This window comes from Streptomyces sp. A5-4, from assembly GCF_051131715.1.
Taxonomy (GTDB): Bacteria; Actinomycetota; Actinomycetes; order Streptomycetales; family Streptomycetaceae; genus Streptomyces.
On the sequence record NZ_CP178591.1, the window covers coordinates 6,108,757 to 6,132,320 of the forward strand.

At 71.5% G+C, this 23,564-nt stretch carries 21 protein-coding genes; 8 read left to right on the forward strand and 13 right to left on the reverse strand.

Annotation, left to right across the window (positions count from 1 at the left end; all coding sequences use genetic code 11):
* On the reverse strand, positions 1 to 651 hold the full coding sequence (locus ACLLJJ_RS28770) for a response regulator (RefSeq protein ID WP_434596692.1): 651 nt from the start codon (positions 649 to 651) through the stop codon (positions 1 to 3).
* Positions 648 to 1,910 carry a sensor histidine kinase gene (locus ACLLJJ_RS28775; RefSeq protein ID WP_434600548.1) on the reverse strand — a complete coding sequence of 421 codons (1,263 nt, stop codon included), beginning with the start codon at positions 1,908 to 1,910 and terminating at the stop codon, positions 648 to 650. Before ACLLJJ_RS28775 ends, ACLLJJ_RS28770 begins: the two co-directional genes overlap by 4 nt.
* Positions 1,911 to 1,998: 88 nt before the next feature.
* Here ACLLJJ_RS28775 and ACLLJJ_RS28780 point away from each other — a divergent pair, with 88 nt between their 5' ends.
* Positions 1,999 to 2,583, forward strand: a complete 585-nt coding sequence (locus ACLLJJ_RS28780; RefSeq protein WP_434596694.1) for a hypothetical protein — start codon at positions 1,999 to 2,001, stop codon at positions 2,581 to 2,583.
* Positions 2,584 to 2,593: 10 nt separating this feature from the next.
* Here ACLLJJ_RS28780 and ACLLJJ_RS28785 read toward each other — a convergent pair whose 3' ends face one another.
* A complete protein-coding gene (locus tag ACLLJJ_RS28785; RefSeq protein ID WP_434596696.1) occupies positions 2,594 to 3,166 on the reverse strand; it encodes a cob(I)yrinic acid a,c-diamide adenosyltransferase in 573 nt (190 codons plus the stop codon).
* A gap of 354 nt (positions 3,167 to 3,520) precedes the next feature.
* Here ACLLJJ_RS28785 and ACLLJJ_RS28790 point away from each other — a divergent pair, with 354 nt between their 5' ends.
* The 3 genes from ACLLJJ_RS28790 (at position 3,521) to ACLLJJ_RS28800 (ending at position 7,667) form a co-directional block, all read left to right on the forward strand.
* Entirely contained in the window at positions 3,521 to 4,369 is an 849-nt protein-coding gene (locus tag ACLLJJ_RS28790) for a 3-hydroxyacyl-CoA dehydrogenase family protein (RefSeq protein WP_434596698.1), read from the forward strand.
* 209 nt (positions 4,370 to 4,578) lie between these two features.
* The gene (locus tag ACLLJJ_RS28795; protein ID WP_434596700.1) at positions 4,579 to 4,902 is read left to right on the forward strand and encodes an STAS domain-containing protein; all 324 of its coding nucleotides are present in this window, start codon (positions 4,579 to 4,581) and stop codon (positions 4,900 to 4,902) included.
* Between the two features lie 236 nt (positions 4,903 to 5,138).
* Entirely contained in the window at positions 5,139 to 7,667 is a 2,529-nt protein-coding gene (locus ACLLJJ_RS28800) for an ATP-binding protein (RefSeq protein WP_434596702.1), read from the forward strand.
* Positions 7,668 to 8,051: 384 nt separating this feature from the next.
* On the opposite strand, the gene nucS is transcribed toward ACLLJJ_RS28800, so the two are convergent.
* The gene (gene nucS / locus ACLLJJ_RS28805) at positions 8,052 to 8,723 is read right to left on the reverse strand and encodes an endonuclease NucS (RefSeq protein WP_434596704.1); all 672 of its coding nucleotides are present in this window, start codon (positions 8,721 to 8,723) and stop codon (positions 8,052 to 8,054) included.
* 219 nt (positions 8,724 to 8,942) lie between these two features.
* Here nucS and ACLLJJ_RS28810 point away from each other — a divergent pair, with 219 nt between their 5' ends.
* Complete coding sequence (locus ACLLJJ_RS28810) at positions 8,943 to 9,335, forward strand: SCO5389 family protein (RefSeq protein WP_283517413.1); 393 nt, start codon at positions 8,943 to 8,945, stop codon at positions 9,333 to 9,335.
* A gap of 158 nt (positions 9,336 to 9,493) precedes the next feature.
* Here ACLLJJ_RS28810 and ACLLJJ_RS28815 read toward each other — a convergent pair whose 3' ends face one another.
* Complete coding sequence (locus ACLLJJ_RS28815) at positions 9,494 to 10,525, reverse strand: LLM class flavin-dependent oxidoreductase (protein WP_434596707.1); 1,032 nt, start codon at positions 10,523 to 10,525, stop codon at positions 9,494 to 9,496.
* A 224-nt stretch (positions 10,526 to 10,749) separates the two neighbouring features.
* Between ACLLJJ_RS28815 and ACLLJJ_RS28820 the strand changes: the two genes are divergently transcribed.
* Complete coding sequence (locus ACLLJJ_RS28820; RefSeq protein WP_434600549.1) at positions 10,750 to 11,082, forward strand: ATP/GTP-binding protein; 333 nt, start codon at positions 10,750 to 10,752, stop codon at positions 11,080 to 11,082.
* Between the two features lie 71 nt (positions 11,083 to 11,153).
* Here the strand turns inward: ACLLJJ_RS28820 and ACLLJJ_RS28825 are convergent, their stop codons facing one another.
* Positions 11,154 to 12,101 (reverse strand): helix-turn-helix domain-containing protein, encoded by a 948-nt coding sequence (locus tag ACLLJJ_RS28825; RefSeq protein ID WP_434596709.1) that lies wholly within the window; start codon positions 12,099 to 12,101, stop codon positions 11,154 to 11,156.
* Positions 12,102 to 12,197: 96 nt separating this feature from the next.
* Here ACLLJJ_RS28825 and ACLLJJ_RS28830 point away from each other — a divergent pair, with 96 nt between their 5' ends.
* Positions 12,198 to 13,265, forward strand: a complete 1,068-nt coding sequence (locus ACLLJJ_RS28830; RefSeq protein ID WP_434596711.1) for a saccharopine dehydrogenase family protein — start codon at positions 12,198 to 12,200, stop codon at positions 13,263 to 13,265.
* 39 nt (positions 13,266 to 13,304) lie between these two features.
* Here ACLLJJ_RS28830 and ACLLJJ_RS28835 read toward each other — a convergent pair whose 3' ends face one another.
* The 3 genes from ACLLJJ_RS28835 to ACLLJJ_RS28845 all read right to left on the reverse strand — a co-directional run bounded on the left by ACLLJJ_RS28835 (position 13,305) and on the right by ACLLJJ_RS28845 (position 15,817).
* Entirely contained in the window at positions 13,305 to 14,147 is an 843-nt protein-coding gene (locus ACLLJJ_RS28835) for an ABC transporter permease (RefSeq protein ID WP_434596714.1), read from the reverse strand.
* Positions 14,144 to 15,361: an ABC transporter ATP-binding protein gene (locus tag ACLLJJ_RS28840; RefSeq protein WP_434596716.1), complete on the reverse strand. Its 1,218-nt coding sequence runs from the start codon at positions 15,359 to 15,361 to the stop codon at positions 14,144 to 14,146. Before ACLLJJ_RS28840 ends, ACLLJJ_RS28835 begins: the two co-directional genes overlap by 4 nt.
* 99 nt (positions 15,362 to 15,460) lie before the next feature.
* Positions 15,461 to 15,817, reverse strand: coding sequence for a hypothetical protein (locus ACLLJJ_RS28845; RefSeq protein WP_434596718.1), 357 nt, complete (start codon positions 15,815 to 15,817; stop codon positions 15,461 to 15,463).
* Between the two features lie 257 nt (positions 15,818 to 16,074).
* On the opposite strand from ACLLJJ_RS28845, the gene ACLLJJ_RS28850 reads away from it, so the two are divergent.
* Complete coding sequence (locus ACLLJJ_RS28850) at positions 16,075 to 16,506, forward strand: hypothetical protein (RefSeq protein ID WP_434596720.1); 432 nt, start codon at positions 16,075 to 16,077, stop codon at positions 16,504 to 16,506.
* Here ACLLJJ_RS28850 and ACLLJJ_RS28855 read toward each other — a convergent pair.
* The 4 genes from ACLLJJ_RS28855 to scy form a co-directional block, all read right to left on the reverse strand.
* The gene (locus ACLLJJ_RS28855) at positions 16,487 to 17,257 is read right to left on the reverse strand and encodes an ABC transporter permease subunit (protein WP_434596723.1); all 771 of its coding nucleotides are present in this window, start codon (positions 17,255 to 17,257) and stop codon (positions 16,487 to 16,489) included. The two genes, ACLLJJ_RS28850 and ACLLJJ_RS28855, sit on opposite strands and share 20 nt — an antisense overlap.
* A 2-nt stretch (positions 17,258 to 17,259) precedes the next feature.
* Positions 17,260 to 18,228, reverse strand: coding sequence for an ABC transporter ATP-binding protein (locus tag ACLLJJ_RS28860; protein ID WP_434596725.1), 969 nt, complete (start codon positions 18,226 to 18,228; stop codon positions 17,260 to 17,262).
* Positions 18,229 to 18,314: 86 nt separating this feature from the next.
* Positions 18,315 to 19,256 (reverse strand): cellulose-binding protein, encoded by a 942-nt coding sequence (locus ACLLJJ_RS28865; protein WP_434596727.1) that lies wholly within the window; start codon positions 19,254 to 19,256, stop codon positions 18,315 to 18,317.
* Positions 19,257 to 19,439: 183 nt separating this feature from the next.
* On the reverse strand, positions 19,440 to 23,402 hold the full coding sequence (gene scy, locus ACLLJJ_RS28870) for a polarized growth protein Scy (RefSeq protein WP_434596730.1): 3,963 nt from the start codon (positions 23,400 to 23,402) through the stop codon (positions 19,440 to 19,442).
* Positions 23,403 to 23,564 lie beyond the last annotated feature (162 nt).

Here is a 23,564-nt window from a genome sequence, read left to right on the forward strand (position 1 = left end):
TCACACACCCAACTCCTGAGCGAGTACCGCCGCTTGTACTCTGCTGCGCAGCTCAAGCTTCCCGAGCAGGCGGCTGACGTGCGTCTTCACGGTGGCCTCGGCCATGGTCAGCCGCACGGCGATCTCGGCGTTCGACAGGCCGTCGCCGAGGCAGGAGAGCACCTCGCGCTCTCGCCGAGTGAGGGAGTCCAGCGCCGCGGGGCTCGGCGCGTTGGGCGATCGTACGGGCGAGGGCGCGGCGAATTCCGCGATCAGTCGGCGGGTCACGGCGGGCGCGATCAGGCCCTCGCCGCGCGCGACCGTACGTACCGCCTCGATCAGATCCTTCGCGTCGGTGTTCTTCAGCAGGAACCCGGAGGCGCCCGCGCGCAGCGCCCCGAAGACGTACTCGTCGAGATCGAAGGTGGTCAGCACCAGGACGTCGGCCAGCTGCTCGGCGACCACCTGCCGAGTGGCCGACACGCCGTCCAGGCGGGGCATCTGGACATCCATCAGGACCAGGTCGGGGCGCAGTTCGCGCGCCAGGCGGACCGTGGCCTCGCCGTCCCCGGCCTCGCCGACGACCTCGATGTCCGGCGCGCTGCCCAGGATGAGCACCAGCCCGGCGCGTACCGCCGACTGGTCCTCGGCGACCAGAACCCGGATCGTCATGCGTGCAGCTCCGTATCGTCCTCGACGGGAAGTTCCGCCCGTACCTGCCAGATCTTGCTGTCGGCGTCCGTGTTCGTCGGCCCCGCCTCCAGGGCCCCGTCGAGCAGGGTGACCCGCTCCTGCATACCCACCAGGCCCGCGCCGGAGCCGGGCGCCCGCGGCCCCGGGCGCTCTCCGTACGGGCTGGTCACCGCCACGGACAGCAGCCGGTCGGTGTGGGCCAGCGTCACCGCGACCGTGCCCGGTGACGCGTGCTTGAGCGCGTTGGTCAGCGACTCCTGGACGATCCGGTACGCGGCCATCTCCACCGGGGCGGGCAGCCGGCCGCCGGGCGGGCGGGTGTCGTCCAGGGTGAAGGCGAGGCCGCTGTCCGCGCCGACCGTGCGCGCCTGGTCGAGCAGGACGTCGACGCTGTCCAGCGACGGGGCGGCGGTCGGCTCCTGGTCGCCGCTGCTGTCGCGGAGCAGGCCGATCAGGCGGCGCATCTCCGACAGACCCTGGACGCTGTTCTCCCGGATGACGGCGAGCGCGTCGGTCGATGCCTTGGGGGTGCCGATGGACAGGGCGGCCGTGGAGTGGATGGCGATGGCGGAGAGGTGGTTGGCGACCATGTCGTGCAGCTCGCGGGCCATCCGGGACCGCTCGGCGGTGATCGCCTGGGTCCGGTCGATCTCGGCGAGGAGCGCGGTCTGCTCGGCGCGCAGCCGCGCCGCGACCGCCGCCTCGCGATGGTTGCGCAGGGCGGCGCCGGTGAGGGCGGGCGCGAACGAGACCAGACCGGTGACCACGCCGATGAGCAGGGCTTCCGGCCGCCGGAGCCAGGCAAGGGCCCCGATGGTCATGGCCACGGTGATCAGCCCCGTGATCACCGGGATGCGGCGGGCGGAGGCGGGGGTTCCGTACACCACGGCGGCATACATCAGGTCGGTGAACATGATGACCGTACCGAGGTTTCCCACCGTGAACTGGTCCGCGATCACCGCGAGCGTGCCGACGGCCAGGATCGTCCGCGGCATGGACCTGCGCAGCAGCTCCATGCCGGCCATCACCGCGAGCGGGACGAGGGTCGTCCAGGCGGGCAGCAGATGGCGGTTGCCCGTGCTGTGCAGGCCCAGGGCCCACAGCAGGAGTCCGCCGGACAGGCCCAGCAGCGCGAGCAGGACGTCGTCGCGATGGGGGCGGGGGAACCAGGTCACTCCACCATCCAACACGGTGCGCCGTTCCGCGTCCTCCCCGTCCGGGGTGAGCCGCCGGTACATCGAAGGATGCAGTGACGGTTCCTCACTGGCGACGACGCCGCACGGCCACGCGGGCGACAGGCTTGAGGTGTATCGGGAGGAGAGCACCGTGATCGTCACATTGATCGTCATCTGCGAGGTCGGCTTCTGGGTGCTGCTGGCCGTAGGTTTGGCCCTGCGCTACGCGGCCAAAATGCCGCGCGCCGGAGCGGCCGTGCTGCTGATGGAACCGCTGCTCGAAGTCGTGCTGCTGGTCGTCACGGCGATCGACCTGAAGAACGGCGCCGAGCCGGACTGGATGCACGGCCTGGCAGCCGTCTACATCGGCTTCACGGTGGCCATGGGCCACCGCGCCATCAAGTGGGCGGACGCCCGGGTCGCGCACCGCTTCTTCGGCGGCCCGGCCCCCGTCGCACCGCCGAAGTACGGAATGGCCCGCGCCGCCAACGAGTGGCGGACCGCGGGCCGCTGGATCCTCGCGGCGGCGATCGCGCTCGGCCTGCTCCAGGCCGCGATCTGGTACGTCGGGGGCGACGGCGCGATCGACTCGCTGCGCACCTGGCAGGACAGGATGCTGCTGCTGGCGGGCATCAACGTGGTCATCGCCGCGACGTACACGCTCTTCCCGAAGAAGGCCCCGGCGGGCACGGGCTCCGCCGAGGCGGAGCGCCCGCGCTCCTTCACCAAGTCCTGACCACGCGCGCCTAGCGCTCGCCGCCCGGGACCCACAGCACGTCTCCGACCTCCTTGTTGGCCGCACGGGCCAGAATGAACAGGAGGTCGGAGAGCCGGTTCAGGTAGGTGGCGGTCAGCGGGTTCATCACCTCGCCGTGCACCTCCATGGCGGCCCAGGTGGAACGCTCCGCCCGGCGCACCACCGTGCACGCCTGGTGCAGCAGCGCGGCTCCCGGAGTGCCGCCCGGCAGGATGAAGCTGCGCAGCTTCTCCAGCTCCTCCAGGAAGTGGTCGCAGTCCGCCTCCAGCTTGTCGATGTACGACTGCTCGACGCGCAGCGGCGGGTACTTGGGGCTCTCCACCACCGGCGTCGACAGGTCCGCGCCCACGTCGAAGAGGTCGTTCTGGACCCGGACGAGGACCTTCACGACCTCCTCGGAGAGCTGCCCCAGGGCGACGGCCGTGCCGATGACGGCATTGGCCTCATTGGCGTCGGCGTACGCCGAGATCCGCAGGTCGGTCTTGGCGGTGCGGCTCATGTCGCCGAGAGCGGTGGTGCCCTGGTCGCCGGTACGGGTGTAGATGCGCGTCAGATTGACCATGCACCCGAGCGTAGGCGGTGCGGGGCACGCGCCGGCCCCGCGGAAGACACGTGTGCCGACCGTCACGCCCACCTGCCCCGGGCGGCTTCGCGCGGGGGGCGCCCGAGGGCCGCGAGGTGACCGGGGCGCCCTGTGAGGCCCCCGTCGTGAGGGACCGCAGGGGGGAACTCCTGAGCGAAAAAGGGGCTCAACTATGCGGTACGCAACACCGAATGAGGCGTCCCGGTGTGATGTCCGTCATCTGAGACGTGACGCGCATCTCTTAGCCGCCACACGGCCCCTCACGAGCGCTAACCTCCGCCGAAGAGGCTGAATTGAACAGGCAATGGGGCCAAGGGAATCAAGGGGTACGTCGTGGCCAGGAAGCTCGCCGTCATCGGGGCCGGACTCATGGGGTCCGGAATCGCGCAGGTCTCGGCGCAGGCGGGCTGGGACGTCGTGCTGCGTGATGTCACCGACGCCGCGCTGACCCGCGGCCGGGACGGAATCAGGGCCTCGTACGACAAGTTCGTCGCCAAGGGCAAGCTGGAGGGCGCCGACGCGGACGCCGCGCTCGCCCGCATCACCACGACCACCGACCTCGACGCGGTCGGCGACGCCGACATCGTCGTCGAGGCCGTCTTCGAGAAGCTTGAGGTCAAGCACGAGATCTTCCGGGCGCTGGACAAGATCGTCCGCCCGGACACGATTCTCGCGTCCAACACCTCCGCGATCCCGATCACCAAGATCGCGGCCGTTACGGAGCACCCGGAGCGGGTCGTCGGCGCCCACTTCTTCTCGCCCGTACCGATGATGCAGCTCTGCGAACTCGTACGCGGCTACAAGACCAGCGACGAAACCCTCGCCACCACGCGGGAGTTCGCCGAGTCCGTCGGCAAGACCTGCATCGTCGTCAACCGCGACGTCGCCGGCTTCGTCACCACCCGCCTGATCTCGGCGCTCGTCGTCGAGGCCGCCAAGCTCTACGAGTCGGGCGTCGCCTCGGCCGAGGACATCGACATCGCCTGCAAGCTCGGCTTCGGCCACGCCATGGGCCCGCTCGCCACCGCCGACCTGACCGGCGTCGACATCCTGCTCCACGCGACCAGCAACATCTACACGGAGTCGCAGGACGAGAAGTTCGCACCGCCGGAGCTGATGCGCCGGATGGTGGACGCGGGTGACATCGGGCGCAAGAGCGGGCAAGGGTTCTACAAGCACTGAGCCGTGTCACCCCTCAGGGATCACCCTCAGGAGTGAATTCGGTATCGGTTCGCTTACAGACGGCAACTTCTTTGCCTTCCGGGCAGTCAGTTGCAGTGAGGTCAGAAGTAGCAGATGAAGTCGCGTCGTGCAGAAGTGACAAGAAGCGCAGAGCAGTAGAGAAGTTACGGCCGGTACATACGAGCACCGAGCACTCTTGGGGAGCGCATATGCATATCAGGGGCGATCATGTCGAGCTGGTCGTCGGGGGCCGCCTCGATGTTCGCAGCGCGGCGGACGCCCGGACGGCCCTGCATTTGGCCGTCGACGACGGCGTCGGCGACCTGGTGCTCGACCTGACCGAGCTGGACTCCTGGGACGCCACTGGTCTCGGCGTCATCATGGGAGCCCACCGGCGGGCCGGCCGGGCCGGCCGGCGGCTCGTGCTGCGCGGTGTGCCACCGCAGATGCAGCGCCTGCTGGTCGCCACCCGGCTGCACCGCATCCTCGCGATCGAGGGCGGCATCGTGGCGGAGTCACTGCCTCGCGTGTGACGCGTGTGATGTGGAGCAATTGTGCGAACGGCGCGTCGCGCACAATCCTCACGAGACTGTGACGTCTAGGGCGGGGTGGCCCCCCACCCATTCATAGATACTGAGCAAAGGTCTAGGGTTCGGTCGCCTGCCGAATGACGAACCCAAATGCGGCGGGCACCGGACCAGAAGCGACAGCGAGCGTGTGAAAGGCCGGGAGGGGCATCCGCACGCCACGCATCTGGGGGGCTTTGACCATGGACCCGATAATCCGGGGACCGGAAGAGTACGAGAACGATCACCGTGGCGAGAACAGTGCCGGTGACGACGCGCGCCGACCACCGCGAGACGCGCTCACGGCGGACTTCGGGGAGCCGTCACCCACCCTCGTCCGTACCGTCCAGCTCATCTCGGGCGACCTGCTGCTCACCGTCAACCCGGTCGACGGCAGCGAAATAGAGACCTGCCCTCCCGGTGAGCGCCCGTCCCGGCACGGCCCGGACGGCCGCGCCGAGCTGCTGCGCGCGTCCAGGCCACCCATACCGGCGGGCCCCGCCGTTCCCGAGCGCCCGCTCCTGGAGCGCCAGGAGGAGCGTGAGCGGCTGCGACGGCTGCTCGCGCGAGGCCGTTCGGTCCGGCTGACCGGACCCCCGGGATCCGGCCGTACGGTCCTCCTCGACGCAGTCGCCGGCGACTGCACGGACCTCGCCCCCGACGGCGTCGTACGCCTCAGCGGACACCGTCGTGCGCCCGGTGACCTGCTCCACGGCCTCTTCGCCGCCGTCTACCGCGCACCACTGCACCGCCCCGACCGCGCGGAGCTGCTCGACCTGGTCCACGACATCGGCGCGGTCGTCGTCCTGGACGACCTGGAATTCGGCGGAACCGCCCTCGACGAGCTCCTCGACGCCACACCAGAGTGCGCCTTCCTCCTCGCCACCACGCCGGACACCGCCGCGCCCTCGCCCGACGCGCACGTCGAGGAGGTTCCCCTCGCCGGCCTCGGCCGCGCCTCCACCGTGAAGCTCCTGGAGCGGGCCGTGGAGCGGCCCCTCACGGACGACGAGGCGAACTGGGCGGGCGACCTGTGGTTCGAGTCCGAGGGGCTGCCGCTGCGCTTCGTGCAGGCGGGCGCCCTGCTGGTGCAGCGCGAGATGCTGCGCGCCGACCCCAACGCGTTCGACAAGTACGGATACTTCGCCGAGCAGCGCGTCGACGCGCCCTTCGACGCCCCGGACGGCCACGACGTGCCGCTGCCGACGCTGGCGGAGGGCGCGGCGCCCGTGCCGCTGCTCGTCTCCCGGCTCAGCGAGTCCGCCCGCGCCACCCTGCGCTTCGCCCTCGCGCTCGGCGGCGAGGTGCCGCACCAGGCGCATCTGCCGGCCCTCGTGGGGGACACCCACGCGGATGCCGCGCTCGGCGAGCTGCTGAGCTGCGGCCTGCTCTCACCGGTCGGAGCGCGCCATCGGCTGGCGGCCGGTGTGGCGCTCCAGCTCGAGTCCGCCGGGTACGCGGACGATCTGGCGGAGCGGGCGCACACCGCGGCCCAGCACTACGCCTGGTGGGCAGGGCACCCCTCGGTCACGCCCGAGCGGGCGGCGACGGAGGCCGATGCCGTCCTGGCGGCGATGACCGCGATGGTGCCGGGCGCCGCGTCCGGCCATGCCAGCGCCGGCGTACTGCTGGCCCGTACGGCAGCGCCCGCGTTCGCCGCGGGGCTGTGCTGGGGCGCGTGGGAGCGGGCCCTGCGAATCGGGCAGGAGGCCGCACGGATCGCCGGCGAGGTCGCCGAAGAGGCGTACTTCCACCACGAGTTGGGTGTGCTCGCGCTGTGCGCCGGGAGTTTCGACCGGGCCCGCGCCGAGCTGGAGGCCTCCATCGCGCTGCGCGGTGCGCTGGCCGACAGGAGCGGGAGCGTCGCGGGCCGCAGGGCGCTCGCCCTGGTCACCGACCGGTCCGGCGCCCTGGTCACCGACCGGTCCGACGCCCTGGTGTCCGGCGGGCGTACGCCACCCGGCGAAGAGGTCCCCGCGGCGCGGTACGAGGAGTCGGCGTCGCCGCCCGGCGGGGTACCGGCCGCTGTCGCGCCGCTTCTGCTGCCCACGAGGCCCGAGCGGCCCGCGGTGACGAGTGGCGAGAGCACTCTGGTCACCAACCACTCGGCGCCCGCCGGGGGCGGCGGTGCGCGGCGCGGTGTGCTCAAGGGCGCCCGGCGCAATGTGGTGGCCGCCGGAGCGGGCGCGCTGCTCGTGGCCGTGCTCGGCACGGTGGTGACGCTCGGGGCGACGTCCGGGGGCGAGGACTCGCCGGACAAGGTCAAGTCCGAGCAGTCGGCCAACGAGGGCGACGGCCAGGACGGCCTGCCGGCCGACGAACCGACCCAGGGGTCGACCGAACGCCCCGGTGATCCGGGCTTCCCGGCGGCGCCGGGTTCGTCCGGCAGTCCCGAGCCGGGCGAGAGTGGCGGCGGCGCCGTGCCCGGTGACCCGTCGACCAGCGGGAAGCCGTCGGACAGTCCGTCCGATCCCTCGACGCCGGGCAAGCCGCCTTCCGCCGGGCCCACGAAGCCGCCGGGTGGGGGTGGGTCCACGCGGCCGCCGTCGAGCCCGCCGCCGTCCTCGCCCTCCACGCCCCCGACGACGCCGTCGAGCCCGCCGCCGTCCTCTTCCTCTCCGCCCCCGACGACGACGCCTCCGCTGCCGCCGCCGGCCGAGACGGGTACGTCGGACTCGGCGAGTGCGTCGAGGAGTAGCAGTGGTGCGTCCGGGACGGCGCCCGTCATTTAGCGGGGGAAGGTGTGGGGTGCGGCGGGTGGGTGCGGGTTGCCTGCGGCGCTGTTCCCCTACCCGCCCCTTCCCGAAACCGGGGCTCCGCCCCGGACCCCGGTCCTTGAGCGCCGGACGGAGTGAGGGGCGGGGTGTGCGGGGTTGCCCGGTTCCGGCCCCGGTCCTTGAGCGCCGGACGGGGTGAGGGGTGGGGTGACCTGGTCCCGACCCCGGTCCTCACGCGCCGGACGGCTGAGGTGTGCGGGGTTACCCGGTCCCGACCGTGGCTCGTCAGCGCCGGACGGGCTGAGGGTCCCGGGTTCGACCCGCTGAGGGCGCGGGCTCAGCGCGGTGCCGGTCGGGCTCCGTTGTCGAGGCCCGGCCGGGGTGAGGCCCGTAACGGGGTCAGAAGAGCCTGAGCTTGTCGTCCTCGATGCCTCGCATCGCGTTGTAGTCCAGGACCACGCAGCCGATGCCACGGTCCGTCGCCAGGACGCGCGCCTGCGGCTTGATCTCCTGCGCCGCGAAAACGCCCCGGACGGGCGCCAGATGCGGGTCGCGGTTGAGCAGTTCGAGGTAGCGGGTGAGCTGCTCGACACCGTCGATGTCGCCGCGTCGCTTGAGCTCGACCGCCACGGTCGCCCCGTCCGCGTCGCGGCACAGGATGTCCACCGGGCCGATGGCCGTGGGATATTCGCGCCGGATCAAGGAGTAGCCCTCGCCCAGTGTCTCGATCCGGTCCGCGAGCAGCTCCTGAAGGTGCGCTTCCACGCCGTCCTTGATGAGCCCCGGGTCCACGCCGAGCTCGTGCGACGTGTCATGGAGGATCTCCTCCATGGTGATGATCAATTTCTCGCCCGCTTTGTTGATCACCGTCCAGACACCGGCGTCGTCCCCGGTGCCCTCCTTGAGTGTGCAGGGCGGTGACATCCAGTTGAGCGGTTTGTACGCCCGGTCGTCCGCGTGAATCGAGACGCTGCCGTCCGCCTTCACCAGGATGAGGCGGGGAGCGGAGGGCAGATGGGCGGTGAGCCGGCCCGCGTAGTCCACGGAGCAGCGGGCGATGACGAGACGCATGGTCGGCAACGCTACTCGACGATGCCTCGTCCACGCGATTCGCCCTGTAAGACCACGTTCGCCATTGGCCGGTTGTGTTCCCAATCTCCTGGTGCGGCGTGGACTGCGCGCTTACCGTGGAAGCAGGTGGTTGTCGTTCGTGCACTCTGCGTCGCCAACCGCCTTCCCTGCCCGTAAGACTCCACCGCTCCGTGCGGTGGAGTCGCGAGAGGAGAACCCATGTCGCTGGACGTCTCACCGGCACTGTTGGAACAGGCCGAGCGAGGCGAGGTCGACGAAGCCGCATTCGTCGACTGCGTCCGGACTTCCCTGCCTTACGCATGGGAGATGATCAGCTCTCTGGTGGCTCAGCTGAAGGTCGACGGTGGCGAGTTCGCCGACAACCAGACGCCCCCGCCGGACGAGCAGGCACGTGGTCAGCTGCTGCGCGCACTCGCGAGTGACGCGATTCGCGGTGCACTGCAGCGGCACTTCGGCGTACGTCTTGCCTTCCAGAACTGCCACCGCGTAGCGGTGTTCCCGCTGGATGCTTCATCGGACGAGCGGCTCGGCCGCTTCACCTCGATGAGGGGCCAGTTGCTCAACCAGTCTCCGCTGCTGCGGGACTGCTGAGCCTTCGCTGCCGCTCCGCATTGCGGGAGGTGCAACTGATGCCGGAGCGGCAGTTTCCCTCAAGTACCCCTCCAAGCAGGCCTGTTCCGCGGGCGCCCGGGCCGTGGGCGTGCCGTCCGGGTGTGCGTCGTTCGCGAGTGTTCCGTCCGGGCCCGGCCTCAGGTCAGCAGGGGCAGGACCTCGGTCCCCAGCCTGCGTACGTTCTCTTCGGTCGTCGCCAGATCGCCCGAGCCCTCGACGAGCAGGGCGAAGCGCGTGATGCCCGTGCGCTCCGCGGTGGCCGCCAGCCGGTCCGCGGCCAGCCGGGGCGGGCCCACCGGGTGCAGCCCGCACAGCATCTCCGTGTAGGCGACGGGATCGCGCATGGCGCGGTGTCGCCCGTCGACCGTCACATGGGCGTCGAGCCCCTGCTTGAGCCAGCCGGGCATCGCCTTCGTCAGCTGCTCCGACGCCTCCGCCGTGCTGTCCCCGATCTGGGCGACACCGGCCGACACATGGGCGGCCCGCGCCACCGCAGCGGGCGGGTGCCCCGCGGCGCGTGCGTGCGTACGCCACAGCTTGACCATCTCCGCCTTGTCCTCGTCGCCGCTGTGCATGCCGAGCAGCATCGGCAGTCCGCGCTCGGCGGCGAGCCGCACGCTGTTGGGCGAGGTGCAGGCGACGACGACCTCGGGTCCCGAAGGCTCCTCGTGCAGCAGCTCGTCGGCCCTGGGCACCACCGCCACCTCCCGGAAGGCGAAACGGTCCCCCTGAGCCGAGACGCGGGCCTCGCGCAGCCATCGCAGCAGCAGGTCCAGCGACTCCGGGAACCCGTGCTCGTACGCGGAAAGACCCGATCCGAACACCTCCAGGTCCACCCAGGGGCCACCGCGCCCGACGCCGAGCGTGAAGCGCCCGCCGGAGGTGAGATGCAGCAGTGCCGCCTGCTCGCCGAGGGTGACGGGGTGCGCCGTCGGCAGGACGCTGACCGCCGTCCCGACGCGGATCCGGCTGGTGCGGCCGAGCAGCAGCGCGGCCAGCGTCACGGCGGAAGGACACACGCCGTACGGGACGAAATGATGCTCGGCGAGCCAGACCGAATCGAGTCCGGACTCCTCCGCGACCTCCACCGACCGCACCGCTCGATGCAGTGCCTCCCCCTGGCCCTGGCCCGGAAACTGGGCGGCCAATACGAACGTTCCTACGCGCATTGCCTTCTGCCTCCTTGCGGCCGGCGCGGTCTCCCCCTTACTGGCAATAACGTCTGACACGTGCCATGGGCACGGCCGACAGAGAAGTTGTTGCGATTTTCCGCTAAGCCGTCTCCGCGGAGTCCGGCGGCCCGGCGCCGCCCCGCGCAGTGCGGTACGCCTACCCGCACCGAATGGCCCTAGGCTTGGGGGGAACCAGTCCGATCGGCCCCGTGAGGTTCTACGTGTCCCCGCGCCGCAACCGCCCCCGAGGCGGCGACGAGAAGCCACCCGAGTTCGACAGTGCTGCGACGGGCGACAGATTCGGGCTGCAGAGCACCGAGACCTGGCAGGGCGAGCAGTGGTCGCTGCGTCATGTCGCCGGTGGCGGCGCGGCGGGCAAGCGCTACCGCTGCCCCGGCTGCGACCAGGAGATTCCGTCTGGGGTTGCGCATCTGGTGGCCTGGTCCGAGTACGGCGGTGTCGACGACCGCAGGCACTGGCACAAGGCCTGCTGGAACGCGAAGGACCGCCGCACCTCCAGGGTGCAGCGGTCCCGCAACGCGCCGAAGCACTAGGCGTACCTGATGTCGACCCGCTGGGTGCCGGCGTACGGGATGCACAGGGACCTCAGCTCCGGGCCGCCCGGTCAGGCGGGTCTCGCGCTGCGGAACGAGCGCCGGTAGCTGTCCGGCGGGACCCCGACGATCCGCTTGAACTGACGCCGGAGCGTCGTGGCGGTGCCCATGCCGGTGGCGAGGGCGACCGCCTCGATGCTCTCGTCGGTGGCCTCAAGCAGCTCCTGGGCCCGGCGCACGCGCTGGGTCAGGAGCCACTGGATCGGCGTCTGCCCGATCACCGACCGGAACTGCCGGCCGAGATGGCGCGGGCTCGTGTTCGCCCTTCGCGCCATGTCCGTCACGGTCAGCGGCTGGTCCAGCCGCTGCTGGACCCAGGCGAGCAGCTGGACGAGCGCGTGGTCCCCCGAGGTCTGTACCGGCGTGGCCACGAACTGGGCCTGGCCGCCGGGCCGGTGCGGCGCCATGACGAGGCGGCGGGCGACCGAGTTGGCGACGGCGGCGCCGTGATCGAGGTGGATCAGGTGCAGGCAGAGATCCACGGCGGCGGCCTTGCCCGCGGCCGTGAGCACGCTGCCGTTGTCCGTGTACAGGACGTCCGGGTCAACCACGGCCCGGGGATGGCGTGCGCTCAACTCCGCGGCATGGGCCCAGTGGGTGGTGGCCCGCCGGCCGTCCAGCAGACCCGCGGCGCCGAGCACGAACGCTCCCGTGCACAAGGAGGCGACGCGGGCACCCGCCTCATGGGCCGCGCGCACGGTCTCGATCAGCTCAGGCGGCGGCGGGGCGTCGATGTCGACGCAGGCCGGCACGATCACGGTGTCGGCGCCGACCGCACGCTCCAGCCCATGGTCGGGCTCGACCTTGAACGGGCCGACCCGCACCGGTCCCGGTCCGCAGAGCAGTACGTCGTACCAGTCCTCCGCGGCCTCGCGCGGGGGGTTGCCGAAGATCTCGTACGCCACCGCCAGTTCGAAGTGCAGGAGGTCACCGGCGGCCAGTAGCGCGACAGTTGGCATGTCCGAAAGTGTACGCATGATGTCGTTCCGGACCATCACAGTCGCCTACCGCCCTCGCCGAGACTGGGGCCATCACCACATCGAGAGCGGGGAACCATGAACACAGCGGCGGCAGTAGTGGTCTACGGAGCGACCGGGCACACCGGTCGCTTCATCGTCGCCGAACTGCGGCGGCGCGGCTTCGCCCCGGTCCTCTCCGGCCGGAACGCGGCCCGGCTTGAGGCGCTGGCGGCCGAGTGGGCAGACGTGGTGGTGCGCCCGGCCGCCGTGGACGACGCGGGCGCGCTGGACCGGGCCCTCGCGGGGGCGGCGGCCGTCATCAACTGCGCCGGCCCCTTCGCGGTGACGGGCGGCCCGGTCGTCGAGGCGGCCCTGCGGGCGGGGATCCCGTACGTCGACGTCGCGGCGGAGATCGAGGCGAACGCCGCGATGTTCGCCGACCACGCGGAGGCAGCCCGGAAGTCGGGCACCGCCGTGGTGCCGGCGATGGCCTTCTACGGCGGGCTGGGTGACCTGTTGGTGACCGCGGCGATGGGCGAGTGGACGGCTGCGGACACGGTGGACGTCGCGTACGGATTGAGCAGCTGGCGTCCCACGGCGGGCACCCGGGTGGCGGGTCAGGTGTCGCACGAGCGCCGCGCGGGCCGTCGGGTGCGGTTCGTGGACGGCGCGCTGCGGTACCACGACGACAAGGCGACGGAGCGGGACTGGCTCTTTCCCGCCCCGCTGGGCCGGCGAGCGATGATTTCCGAGTTCACCATGGCCGATGTCGTCACCGTCCCCAGCCACCTGGACGTGCCCGAGGTCCGCACCCACATGACCGTCGAGGCCGCGGGGGACCTGGCCAGGGCGGACACGCCGGCGCCGGAGGCGGTCGACGCCCTGGGGCGGTCGGACCAGACGTTCGTCGTCGACGTCCTGGTCCGCGCGGGTTCCGCCGAGCGCCGCGCCACGGCCCGCGGACAGGACATCTACGCGGTCACCGCACCCCTGGCCGTCGAGGCCGTGGAGCGCATCCTCACCGGTCGTACGCGGACCGCGGGCGTGGCCTCGGCCGGTGCGATGTTCGACGCGGCGGACTTCCTCCGGTCGCTGGAACCGTATGTGTCGGTCGAGCTTCCGGACCGGCCTGCATCGGGACTCCGCCCGAAGCAGCAGCGGTGAGCGGCCGGGGACGCCCGCGCTCCTGCTCCGGGTAACGCGCTAGACGTCCCGCTTCTCCAGGGCGAGGAACGCGCCGCCCAGGGCCACTACCGCGATACCCAGCATGATCCACACGGGTTCCCAGCCCGCCGGGCCGGACTCGGAGAGCTCGGCGCCGTAGAGGGCGGCCAGTTGGCTGGGGATCGCGTACTGGAAGAGGGCCTGCTGCACGTCGACCAGCGATTCCGAGAACATGAACATCGCCAGCACCAGCGGAAACAGGAACAGGCCGATCATCACGGTGATCCCGCCGGCGGAGTGCCGCAGCATCGAGCCGACCGCGAGTGACACCAGGCCGAGCAGCGCCATGAACAGACCGACGCCCACCGTGGAGCGCAGCCAGACCTCGCCGGAGGCGTTCGGGGCGTTCACGATCGCGGTCTGCAACAGGCCCACGACCGTGGTCGACACCGTGGTGATGGCGAAGGACAGCAGGAAGAAGACGATCGCCTTGGCGGTCAGCACCCGCGAGCGGCTGGGGCAGGCCGTCAGGGTGGTCCGTATCATGCCGGTGCCGTACTCCGAGGAGACGGTCAGCACACCGAGCGCGATGACGCAGATGCTGCCGAGCATCGTGCCGACGACGCCGAGGACGAGGGCGGGGTCGTTCACCGGGCCGGAGTCGGTGGCCGAGGACAGGACCAGCGCGATGATCAGGCCGACGCCGATCACCAGCAGAATCATCACCCCGAGCGTCCACATCGTGGACCGCACGGACCGGATCTTGGTCCACTCGGAGGCGAGCGCGTCGGTGAGGTTCGCCCGGCGCACCGGGATCGGCGAGACGTACATGGCGCCCTGCTGCTGGTACTGGGGCGGGACCTGCTGGTACGGGGTCGTCATCGGGCGTCCTCGGGGCTGTCGCTCTTGGTCAGGTCCGCGGCGGGCGCTGCCGGGGGAGCGGGCGGCGCCACCGGCGGGGCGGCAGGGGCCGCAGGAGCGGCCTGCGGGGCGGCCTGGGGGGTGGCGTACGGGTTCGCGCCCGGGGCGGTGCCCGGGGGCCCCGAGATGCCGCCGAAGGGCTGCTGGCCGCCGGCCTGGGGCGGCGGCGGGGGGTACCAGCCCTGCTGCGGCGCCGCGATCGGCTCGGGCTGGAAGTGCCCGGGGAGCGGCGGCTGCTGGAAACCGGCCAGCTGGTCGGCCGTCGAGCGGTAGTCCACCGCGCCCTGCGTCATCCGCATGTACGCCTCTTCGAGCGAGGCCTGGTGCGGGGAGAGCTCCCACAGCTGTACGCCGGCCTGGTGCGCGAGGTCGCTGATCCGCGGCAGCGGCAGCCCAACGACACGCAGCGCCCCGTCCGGCTCAGGCACGACCTGGCCGCCTGCCTCGGCGAGCGCCGACGACAGCTTCTCCCGCTGCCGCGGGTCGGTCTGCGGCGTACGCACCCGGGCGAAGTCCGCGGAGTTGTGCGAGATGAAGTCCTTGACGCTCATGTCGGAGAGCAGCTGCCCGCGCCCGATGACGATGAGGTGCTCGGCGGTGACCGCCATCTCGCTCATCAGGTGGCTGGAGACGAAGACCGTACGGCCCTCGGCGGCCAGTGACTTCATGAGGTTGCGGACCCACAGGATGCCCTCGGGGTCCAGACCGTTGATCGGCTCGTCGAAGAGCAGCACCTGCGGGTCACCGAGCAGCGCGGCGGCGATGCCCAGGCGCTGGCCCATGCCGAGCGAGAAGCCGTTGGAGCGCCGCTTGGCGACCTCCTGGAGGCCGACGACCCCGAGCACCTCGTCGACCCGGCTCGCCGGGATGCCGGACAGCTGTGCCAGCGAGAGCAGGTGATTGCGCGCGCTGCGCCCGCCGTGCACCGCCTTGGCATCGAGCAGGGCACCCACCTGACGAGGGGCGTTGGGCAGCTGACGGAAGGGGTGGCCGCCGATCGTGACATGGCCAGCGGTGGGGTTGTCGAGCCCCAGGATCATGCGCATCGTCGTGGACTTGCCGGAGCCGTTGGGCCCCAGGAACCCCGTCACCGTGCCCGGCCGCACTTGGAAGGAAAGGTTGTACACGGCCGTCTTGGCGCCGTAGCGCTTCGTCAGGCCGATTGCCTCGATCATTCTGAAGCCCATCGACAGTTCGGGTGTCGGGGCTGTGACCGTGTGGCCGAACGCGCCCCCGTAAGGATTAGGAGGATAACCAGCGGCTGACGGTTCCTGCTAAGCCGGGGACGGGAGCGAACCCCCGAGGGCGGGCAGGTCGTCGTACAGGCGCAGCACGGGGGAGTCGTCCACGTACGGCAGGAAGTCGGTCTGCGGCAGCACCCAGCCCTCCTCGCCGAAGATCCGGGTGCCCTTCTCGCGCAGCGAGCGGTCCGCGCCCGCCTGCCGCACCCAGGACTCCGGGTCCGGGCCGAGCAGGTCGCGCAGCCGCGAGGAGGAGGCGAGCAGCGCGGCGAGCAGCTCGGACTGGTCGCCGCCGCCGGGGCGGGGGGCGCCGTCGGGGCCGGCGAGGACGCCGTGCACGCTGAAGTAGATGTACGCGCCGCCGAGCCGCTCGCCGGACGGCATCGTCATCGGGAACCCGTCGCCGGGCAGTATCGCGCGCCGGTAGTCGGGGAACTCCGTGTCGTCGACGGCCTTGAGCTGGGAGCTGTCCAGCCACGCGACGACCAGCGTGGCCTCGGCGCCCTTGGCGACGTACGGGGTGCCCGCGACGTAACCGGCCGGGCTGATGTGGCCCGAGCAGCGACCACAGCCAGGTCATCTACAAGAAGTGGCTGAAGGTCCTGGACGAGAAGGGCGAGCCGGCCGACGAGCGGTCCTGGCTGGCCGTGGAGCGGGGCGCGCCGTTCACCGTGTGGATCCCGGTCGACGCCCCGGTGCCCGAGCTGCCCTTCACCGAGATCCAGGGCAAGGACCTCTCGGCCGCCACGGACGTGCGGCTGCTGGTGCGGCTGACGGCCAGGACGGTGGGCCTGGGCACGGAGGTCGCCGACGAGCGGTGGTTCGAGTTGCGGGAGGGCAGTACGTGCGGCTTCGAGCTCGGGCGCTTCGTGCCGCTGGAGGCCGACGTGGACCGGGACGTGTGGTCCTGGGACGGGTGGCGGGACTTCGACGGGCTGCTGCCCGAGCCGGGCGACGACCCGGCGCGGGGGCCCGGCGCCGGACCGGACCCGGGTGACGGGCCCGGCCCCGGGAGCAGGATCGGGCAGCAGCCCGGTCCCGCCCCCGGCGTCGGGGAGCCTACGCGTCGCGCTTCTTGAGCAGGACGTATCCGCCGAGCAGGGCTGCCGCTGCCCACAGAGCCATGATCAGCAGGCCGCCCCAGGGGCCGTAGGGGACGTCGTCGTTGAGAGGCGACACCACTTGCATGATCTTGCTGCCAGCCTGGTCGGGGAGGTACTGGCCGACCTTCTTGGTCGCCGAGACGTTGCCCAGGATCGGCGCGAGCAGGAAGAAGAACGGCATCAGGATGCCGAGCGCCAGCGTCGGGCCGCGCAGCATCGCCGCGACACCCATCGAGAACATCGCGATCAGTGTCATGTAGAGCCCGCCGCCGATCACCGCGCGCAGTACGCCCGGGTCGCCGATACTTGCCTTCAGGTCGCCCAGCATGGCCTGGCCGAGGAAGAACGCGATGAAGCTCGTCACCATGCCGACCAGCAGGGCGAGCGCCGAGGCGACCGCGACCTTGCTGAAGAGGAAGGTGCCGCGCTGCGGAACGGCGGCCAGGGACATCCGGATCATTCCGGTGTTGTATTCGTTGGACACCACCAGCACACCGAAAACGATCATCGCGAGCTGACCGAGACTCGTACCGGCGAAACTCACGAAGGTCGGATCAAAGGTGAGTTTGTCCTCCGCGCTCAGCTTCTCGAATTCGCTCTTCGATAGAATACTGATCAGTACGCCGAGAACGATCGTCACCACTGCGGAGAGGCCGAGCGTCCAGACCGTGGACTGGACGGATTTGATCTTCGTCCATTCCGACTTGAGCACTTGCGCGGTCGCCATGGTCAGGCCCCCTTCTGCTGCGGCGGGGCCGCGCCCCAGCCGGTTCCCGGCGGAGGTCCGCCGTTCTCCGAGTGCGCGTGGTATTCGACCGATTCCGCGGTCAGTTGCATGAAGGCTTCCTCCAGGGAGGCCCGCTGGGGGCTCAGCTCGTGCAGGACGAGCTGGTGCCGGGCGGCGAGCTCACCCAGCTGCTCCGAGGTCGAACCGTCCACTTCGAGCGTGCCGTTGCCGGCGGTGACCGCGGTGATCCCGGCCTGGTGCAGGACATCGAGCAGCTGCTCCTGCCGCGGTGAGCGCAGACGTACGTAACTGCGCGAGTTCTCCCGGATGAAGTCGGCCATCGAGGTGTCGGCGAGCAGCTTGCCCTGGCCGATGACGACCAAGTGTTCGGCGGTGAGGGCCATTTCGCTCATCAGGTGCGAGGAGACGAAGACCGTGCGGCCCTGCGAGGCCAGCGACTTCATGAGGTTGCGGATCCAGTGGATCCCCTCCGGGTCGAGCCCGTTGACCGGCTCGTCGAACATCAGGATCTCAGGATCGCCGAGCAGGGCGCCCGCGATGCCCAGCCGCTGCCCCATGCCGAGGGAGAAGCCCTTGGCGCGCTTCTTGGCGACCTGGGTGAGGCCCACCGTGTCGAGCACCTCGGAGACCCGGCTGTTCGGGATGCCGTTGCTCTGGGCCAGGCACAGCAGGTGGTTGTACGCGCTGCGGCCCCCGTGCATCGCCTTGGCGTCGAGCAGCGCGCCGATGTACTTCAGTGGATCCTTGAGGTCGGCGTAGTGCTTGCCGTCGATCCGGACGTCACCCGCGGTCGGGTTGTCCAGGCCGAGCAGCATCCGCATGGTGGTCGACTTGCCCGCGCCGTTGGGCCCCAGGAAGCCGGTCACGATGCCCGGACGCACGGTGAAGGAAAGTTGATCGACGGCGATTTTGTCGCCGTACCGTTTTGTCAGCCCCGTCAGCTCAATCATGCGGCCACGCTAAGGGCCCACAAAGCCCCCCGCCACTGGAATGGCGGAAGGCTTCGGGGACTTCACTCACCGTGTCTGACGGGGTACTACCGGGACTGCTGTGCCGGGACACCGCGCGAGATCGGCTCGTCGTCGGCGGGGGTACCGGCGGCGGCGACGGCCGCACCGGTCAGCGTGGCCAGCATCTCGCGGACGTTGGTCAGCTGCGCGTTGATCGAGTCGCGGCGGTTGGTGAGCGCAGCCAGCTCGCGCTCGGACTCGCTGCGAATCCGGTCGGCCTTCGCGTTCGCGTCGGCCACGATGTCCTCGGCCTGGCGCTGCGCGGTCTCCACCGTCTGGCGGGCGCGGCGCTCCGCGTCCGTGCGAAGCTTCTCGGCCTCCAGTCGCAGCTGCTCGGCGCGGTGCTCGATCTCGGCCAGACGCTTCTCGGCCTTGGCCTGACGCGAAGCCAGGTCGCGCTCGGACTGCTCGCGGCGCTTGGCCAGGTTGGTCTCGAAGTCCGCGGCGGCCTGGGCGGCCTTGGCGCGGGTCTCCTCGAAGAGGGCGTCCGCCTCCTCGCGCTTGGACTGCGCGTCCTTCTGCGCCTCGGTGCGCAGGGTCGACGCGTCGCCCTTCGCCTTCTCGACGATCCGTACGCCCTCGTCCTCGGCCTTGGCCTTGCGCTCCGTGGAGAACGATTCCGCGTCGTTGCGCACCTGCTGAGCGGCGGACTCGGCGAGCTCGCGGTGCTGCTCGGCAGCGCGGCGGGCCTCCTCGCGCAGGTCCTTCGCCTCCTCCTCGGCGAGGCGGAGGATCTTCTCGACGCGCGCACCGAGACCGGCGTACGAAGGCTCGGCCTCGCTTACCTGGGCCTGGGCGTTCTGCGTTTCGAGGTGGAGCTCCTCGATGCGCTTTTCCAGAGCAGTGATGCGGGCCAGAGCACTGTCACGGTCGGAGAGCAGCTTGGCAATGCGGTCGTCCACCTGACCGCGGTCGTAACCACGCCGCACCTGCTCGAAGCCGTAGGGGGAGGCGGAAGTGTCGCTCATGGGGTTCCTGTCGAATGAGACCGGTGAGGTGATAGGGGGAATCCTAGGGGCCCAAGCGGCGTGTCATCGAGCCAATGCCCGTTTGATCTGGAGAATGACACCCCTTTTGAGTGGCTAACTGTCGGACCGCTTGCCACTCGGAAGGATGAACTCCCTCGTCAGGCGCGGCAGAAGCGCGGCGCGCTAGCCCTCGGAAGGTTTGCCACCCGAACGTGTTCCGCCGGCCGCCGCACCCGCCTTGACGCCCCCGGTGCCGCCGCCGGCCCCGGATTTGCCGCCCGCGGTGGGGGCCTCGAATGACTCCAACGCCTCAAGTACGTCCTGGACACGGGAGATTTCCGCCTGAATGTCCTCGCGGCGGCGTACCAGCACATCGAGCTCGCGCCGGCCGTCCTCGACCATCTGCTTCGCCTCGGCCTCGGCCTCCGCGTGCACCCGCTCGGCCTCCCGCACCAGCTCGGCCTTCTTCTGCGCGGCCTCCTTCAGCAGGTGCTCGGCCTTCTTCACCGCGGAGATCCGCACCGTGCTCGCCTCGGAATTGGCATCGGCCACCAGCTCCTTGGCCTTCTCCTGCGCCTCGGCCTGCTGTTCGGTCGCCGCCTTCACCAGCTTGTCGACCCGCTCGCCGGCCGTCCGCATCTGCTCGGAGGTCTCCCGGCGTGCCCGGTCGTGCAGCTCCTCGATCTCAGCCTCCACCCGGGTGCGCAGCTCCTCCGCGCGCTCCCTTATGGCGGTCGCGTCCCTGCGGGCACCGACCAGCAGCTCGTCGGCGTCCGTACGGGCCTTCTCCACCCGGGAGTTGCCCTCGATCGTGGACTCCGCCACCAGCCGATCGGCCTCCGTGCGGGCCGCGCCGACCATGATGTCGGCCTGCTCCTCCGCCTGGGTCGCGGCGATCAGCGCCTCTTCCTGCGCCTTCGCGATCAGTTGGTCGGCCTGCTCGGCCGCGTCCGCGCGGCGCTTGGACGCCGCCTCGCGTGCCTCGTCGAGCAGCCGGTCCGACTCGGTGCGCGCCTCCGCACGCATGCGCTCGGAGGCGGCCTCGGCGTCCGCCCCGAGCCGCTCCGAATCGGCCCTGATCCGCTCGGCCGCCTGCTGCGCGGAGCCCACCGTCTCGGCGGCCTCGGCGCGCAGCCGCTCGGCCTCGCCCGCCGCCTCGGAGATGAGCTGGTCGGCCTGCGTCGCCGCGTCGCCGCGCCGCTTGTCGGCGGCCTGCCGCGCCTCGTCCAGCAACCGCTCGTTCTCGGCACGCGCCTCGGCGCGCAGCCGCTCGGCCTCCGCCTCGCCGTCCACCTTGATCTGCTCGGCCTCCGAACGGATCCGGGTCGCGTCCTGCCCGGCCGCCGTCAGCGCCTGCACGGCCTCGGCCGCCATGCGCTCGGCCTCGTTCGTCGCCTCGCCGACCAGCCGGTCGGCCTGCGTGGCGGCGTCGCCACGGATGCGGTTGGCGTCCTCGCGGGCCTCGGCGCGCGAACGGGCCGCGTTCTGGTCGGCCGACGCCAGCGAGTCCGACGCCTCCGTACGCATCCGCTGCGCCTGCTCGGAGGAGTCCGAGCGCAGCCGCTCCGACTCCTCGATGGCCTCCCCGACGGTGCGCTCGGCGAGCGCCTTCGCGGCGTCCGTCTCCTCCTGTGCCTGTCGGCGCACCCGGCCCGCGTCCTCGGCGGCGCGCTCCCGCTCGGCGTACGCGTCGGAGCGGACCCGGTCCGCCTCCTCCTGCGCCTCAGTCTTCGTACGCTCCGCCGCGTGCTCGGCGGCCGACCGCAGCCCCCTGACCTCCTGCTCGGCCTGCTCGTGCAGCCCGGCCACCGCGTCCCGCACCTGCTGCGCGGTCTGCTCGGCGGCGGCGACCAGCTCGGTCGCCCGGTAGTCCGACTCGTGGACCAGGCGCTGCGCCTCGGTCTGCGCCTCCTCGACCCGCTTGCGGGCGGACGCCAGCAGCTCCTCGCTCTGCTCGCGGGCCTGCGTGCGCTCGCGCTCGGCCTCCTCGCGGGCGGCGGCCAGCGTCTCCTCGGCCTCCCGGCGGCGCCTCGCGGCCTCCTCCTGGGCGGCGGCCAGCTCCTCGGCGGCCTCGGTCCCGACGCGCTCCGCGGCCGTCGCGGCCTCGGTGCGCATCCGGTTGGCGCTCTCCTGCGCCTCGGTCTTGAGCCGCTCCGCCTCGTTCGCCGCCTCGCTGCGCAGCCGTACGGCGACGGCCTCGCCCTCGGCGCGGGACTGCGCGGCATCGGCCGCGGCCTCGTCACGCAGCCGCTCGGCCTCCGTCTCGGCCTGCGCCTGGAGCGTACGAACGCGCTCGGCTGCGTCGCCGCGCAGCCGCTCGATCTCCGCCTCCGCCTCGCGACGGATCCGCTCGGCCTCGCCGCGGGCCTCACCCAGCGCCTCCTCGGCGGAGGCGACACGCTGCTCGGCCTCGGTGTGCAGCCGGGTCAGCTCGTCGGCGGCCTCGGCCCGGCGGGCCTCGATGCCACGCTCAGCCTCCTCGCGCAGGGCGCGGGCGGCCTCCTGGGCCTCGGCCGTGGTGAGCTCGGCCTGCTCCTCGGTCTCGGTGCGCAGCCGCTCCGCCTCGCCGCGGGTGCGCTCCAGGGTCTCCTCGGCCTGCTTGCGCAGCGTGGTGGCGCGCTCGATGGCCTCGCCGCGGACCCGCTCGCTCTCGGTCGACGCGGAGCTGCGCAGCTCGTCGGAGCCGGCCTTCGCCTTGGTCAGCAGCTCCTCGGCGGTCCTGGCCGCCTCCTCGATCTGCTGGACGGCCTCCCGGCGGGCCTCGCCGCGGATCCGCTCGCCCTCGGCGACCGCCTCGGCCCGCAGCTGCTCGGCCTCGCCGCGCAGCCTGCGCGCCTCCTCCTGCAGCTCGACCGTCTTGGCCCGGTACTCCTTGGTGTCGTCCTTGGCCGCGCCCTTGAGCTGGTCGGCCTGCTCGGCCGCGTCGCCGCGCAGCCGGTCGATCTCGGCCTCCGCCTCGCGGCGGATCCGCTCGGCCTCCTCGGAGGCCTTGCGGGTGGTCTCCTTGGCGTCCTCGGACGCCTTGGTCAGGACCTCTTCGGCGGTACGGGCGGCCTTGGCGAGCTGCGCCGCCGAGTCCTCGGCGACCAGCGCACGGGCCTTGTCGCCGGCCTCGGCGAGCAGCCGCTCGGCCTCCGCGCGGGAGTCGGCCAGCGACTGCTCGGCCTCCGCCTTGAGCGCCTCGGCGCCCTTGGTGGCCTCGCCGACCAGCCGGGCGATCTCGGACTTGGCCGTACGGGTGCGCTGCTCGTTGACGGACTCGGCGGTCGTCAGCTGCTTGGCCGCGGAGTCCCTGGCCTCGGTGACGACCTTCTCGGCCTCGGCGCGCGCCTCGCGCAGCGCCGTCTCGGCCGCCTGCATCCGCTGTTCGGCGGTGCGGCTCAGCTCGGCGGCCTGCCTGCGTGCCTGGTCGGACTCGGTGGTCGTGGACGTACGCAGCTGCTCGGCGTGGGAGGTCGCCTCCTGCGCCTGGTTGGAGGCGGCGGTCAGCAGTCGCTCGGCGTCCTTGCGGGCGCGCAGCAGAATCGCTTCGGCCTCGCTGCGGGAATTCTCGGTCTCCGAGCCGAGCCGCTGACGGGCCTCCTCGGCGACGCGCTCGGTCTCCGCCCTGGCCGCGGCCAGCGCCTGATCGGCCTCGGCCCGCGACTCCTCCAGGAGACGACGGGCCTGCGACTCGGTACGGGCGCGCAGCTGCTCGGCCCACGCCACGTTCTCGTTGACGTGCGACTCGACGGTCTGGCGGCGCTCCGCCAGCTCCTGGTCGAGGCGCTGGCGGCGGGTGACGGCCTCGGTGTGCAACTCGGCCTGGAGCCTGGCCTGGTGCTCCGCGTGCTCCTGCAGGATCCGCTGCGTCTGCGCACGGGCGTCGCGCAACTCGCGCTCCGCGTCGGTGCGCAGCTGGTCGGCCTGGGTCTGGGCATTACGAAGCAGTTGCTCGGCCTGGTAGCCGATGTCCGCCGCGTCGTAGGCAGGGCGGGACGCGAGGTTGCGGCGCGCCTCGTGGAGCTTGGCGCGCAACACCTCGACCTGGTAGCCGAGGTCCTCGGCGTGCTGAACGGCCTTCTCCCGATCGGTCTTCAGCCGTTCCATTTCGGCTTCGAACCGCGAGAGATGGTCGTCAGGCTCGTGGCGTTCGTAGCCCCGCACTGCGCGGTCCCATCCGTCCCCTGGTCGCAACTCATGTGAACAAGCACCACCCTGACATCGGGCGGCCCCCGGGGGAATGGTGTCAGATCAACAGTGAGGCATGGGTCACAGGCCCCGACCCGGCCCCGGCCCGGAAGGGACCACTCTACCGGCCTGGGATTC

Coding starts and splice junctions, on each gene's coding strand:
- ACLLJJ_RS28825 (WP_434596709.1), bottom strand. CDS start 12,101: ATGCCAACTGTCGCGCTACTGGCCGCCGGTGACCTCCTGCACTTCGAA.
- ACLLJJ_RS28855 (WP_434596723.1), bottom strand. CDS start 17,257: ATGGCGACCGCGCAAGTGCTCAAGTCGGAATGGACGAAGATCAAATCC.
- ACLLJJ_RS28830 (WP_434596711.1), top strand. CDS start 12,198: ATGAACACAGCGGCGGCAGTAGTGGTCTACGGAGCGACCGGGCACACC.
- ACLLJJ_RS28785 (WP_434596696.1), bottom strand. CDS start 3,166: ATGGTCAATCTGACGCGCATCTACACCCGTACCGGCGACCAGGGCACC.
- ACLLJJ_RS28795 (WP_434596700.1), top strand. CDS start 4,579: ATGCATATCAGGGGCGATCATGTCGAGCTGGTCGTCGGGGGCCGCCTC.
- ACLLJJ_RS28845 (WP_434596718.1), bottom strand. CDS start 15,817: ATGACGATGCCGTCCGGCGAGCGGCTCGGCGGCGCGTACATCTACTTC.
- ACLLJJ_RS28770 (WP_434596692.1), bottom strand. CDS start 651: ATGACGATCCGGGTTCTGGTCGCCGAGGACCAGTCGGCGGTACGCGCC.
- ACLLJJ_RS28815 (WP_434596707.1), bottom strand. CDS start 10,525: ATGCGCGTAGGAACGTTCGTATTGGCCGCCCAGTTTCCGGGCCAGGGC.
- ACLLJJ_RS28775 (WP_434600548.1), bottom strand. CDS start 1,910: ATGTACCGGCGGCTCACCCCGGACGGGGAGGACGCGGAACGGCGCACC.
- ACLLJJ_RS28860 (WP_434596725.1), bottom strand. CDS start 18,228: ATGATTGAGCTGACGGGGCTGACAAAACGGTACGGCGACAAAATCGCC.
- ACLLJJ_RS28800 (WP_434596702.1), top strand. CDS start 5,139: ATGGACCCGATAATCCGGGGACCGGAAGAGTACGAGAACGATCACCGT.
- nucS (WP_434596704.1), bottom strand. CDS start 8,723: ATGCGTCTCGTCATCGCCCGCTGCTCCGTGGACTACGCGGGCCGGCTC.
- ACLLJJ_RS28835 (WP_434596714.1), bottom strand. CDS start 14,147: ATGACGACCCCGTACCAGCAGGTCCCGCCCCAGTACCAGCAGCAGGGC.
- ACLLJJ_RS28840 (WP_434596716.1), bottom strand. CDS start 15,361: ATGATCGAGGCAATCGGCCTGACGAAGCGCTACGGCGCCAAGACGGCC.
- ACLLJJ_RS28865 (WP_434596727.1), bottom strand. CDS start 19,256: ATGAGCGACACTTCCGCCTCCCCCTACGGCTTCGAGCAGGTGCGGCGT.
- ACLLJJ_RS28810 (WP_283517413.1), top strand. CDS start 8,943: ATGTCGCTGGACGTCTCACCGGCACTGTTGGAACAGGCCGAGCGAGGC.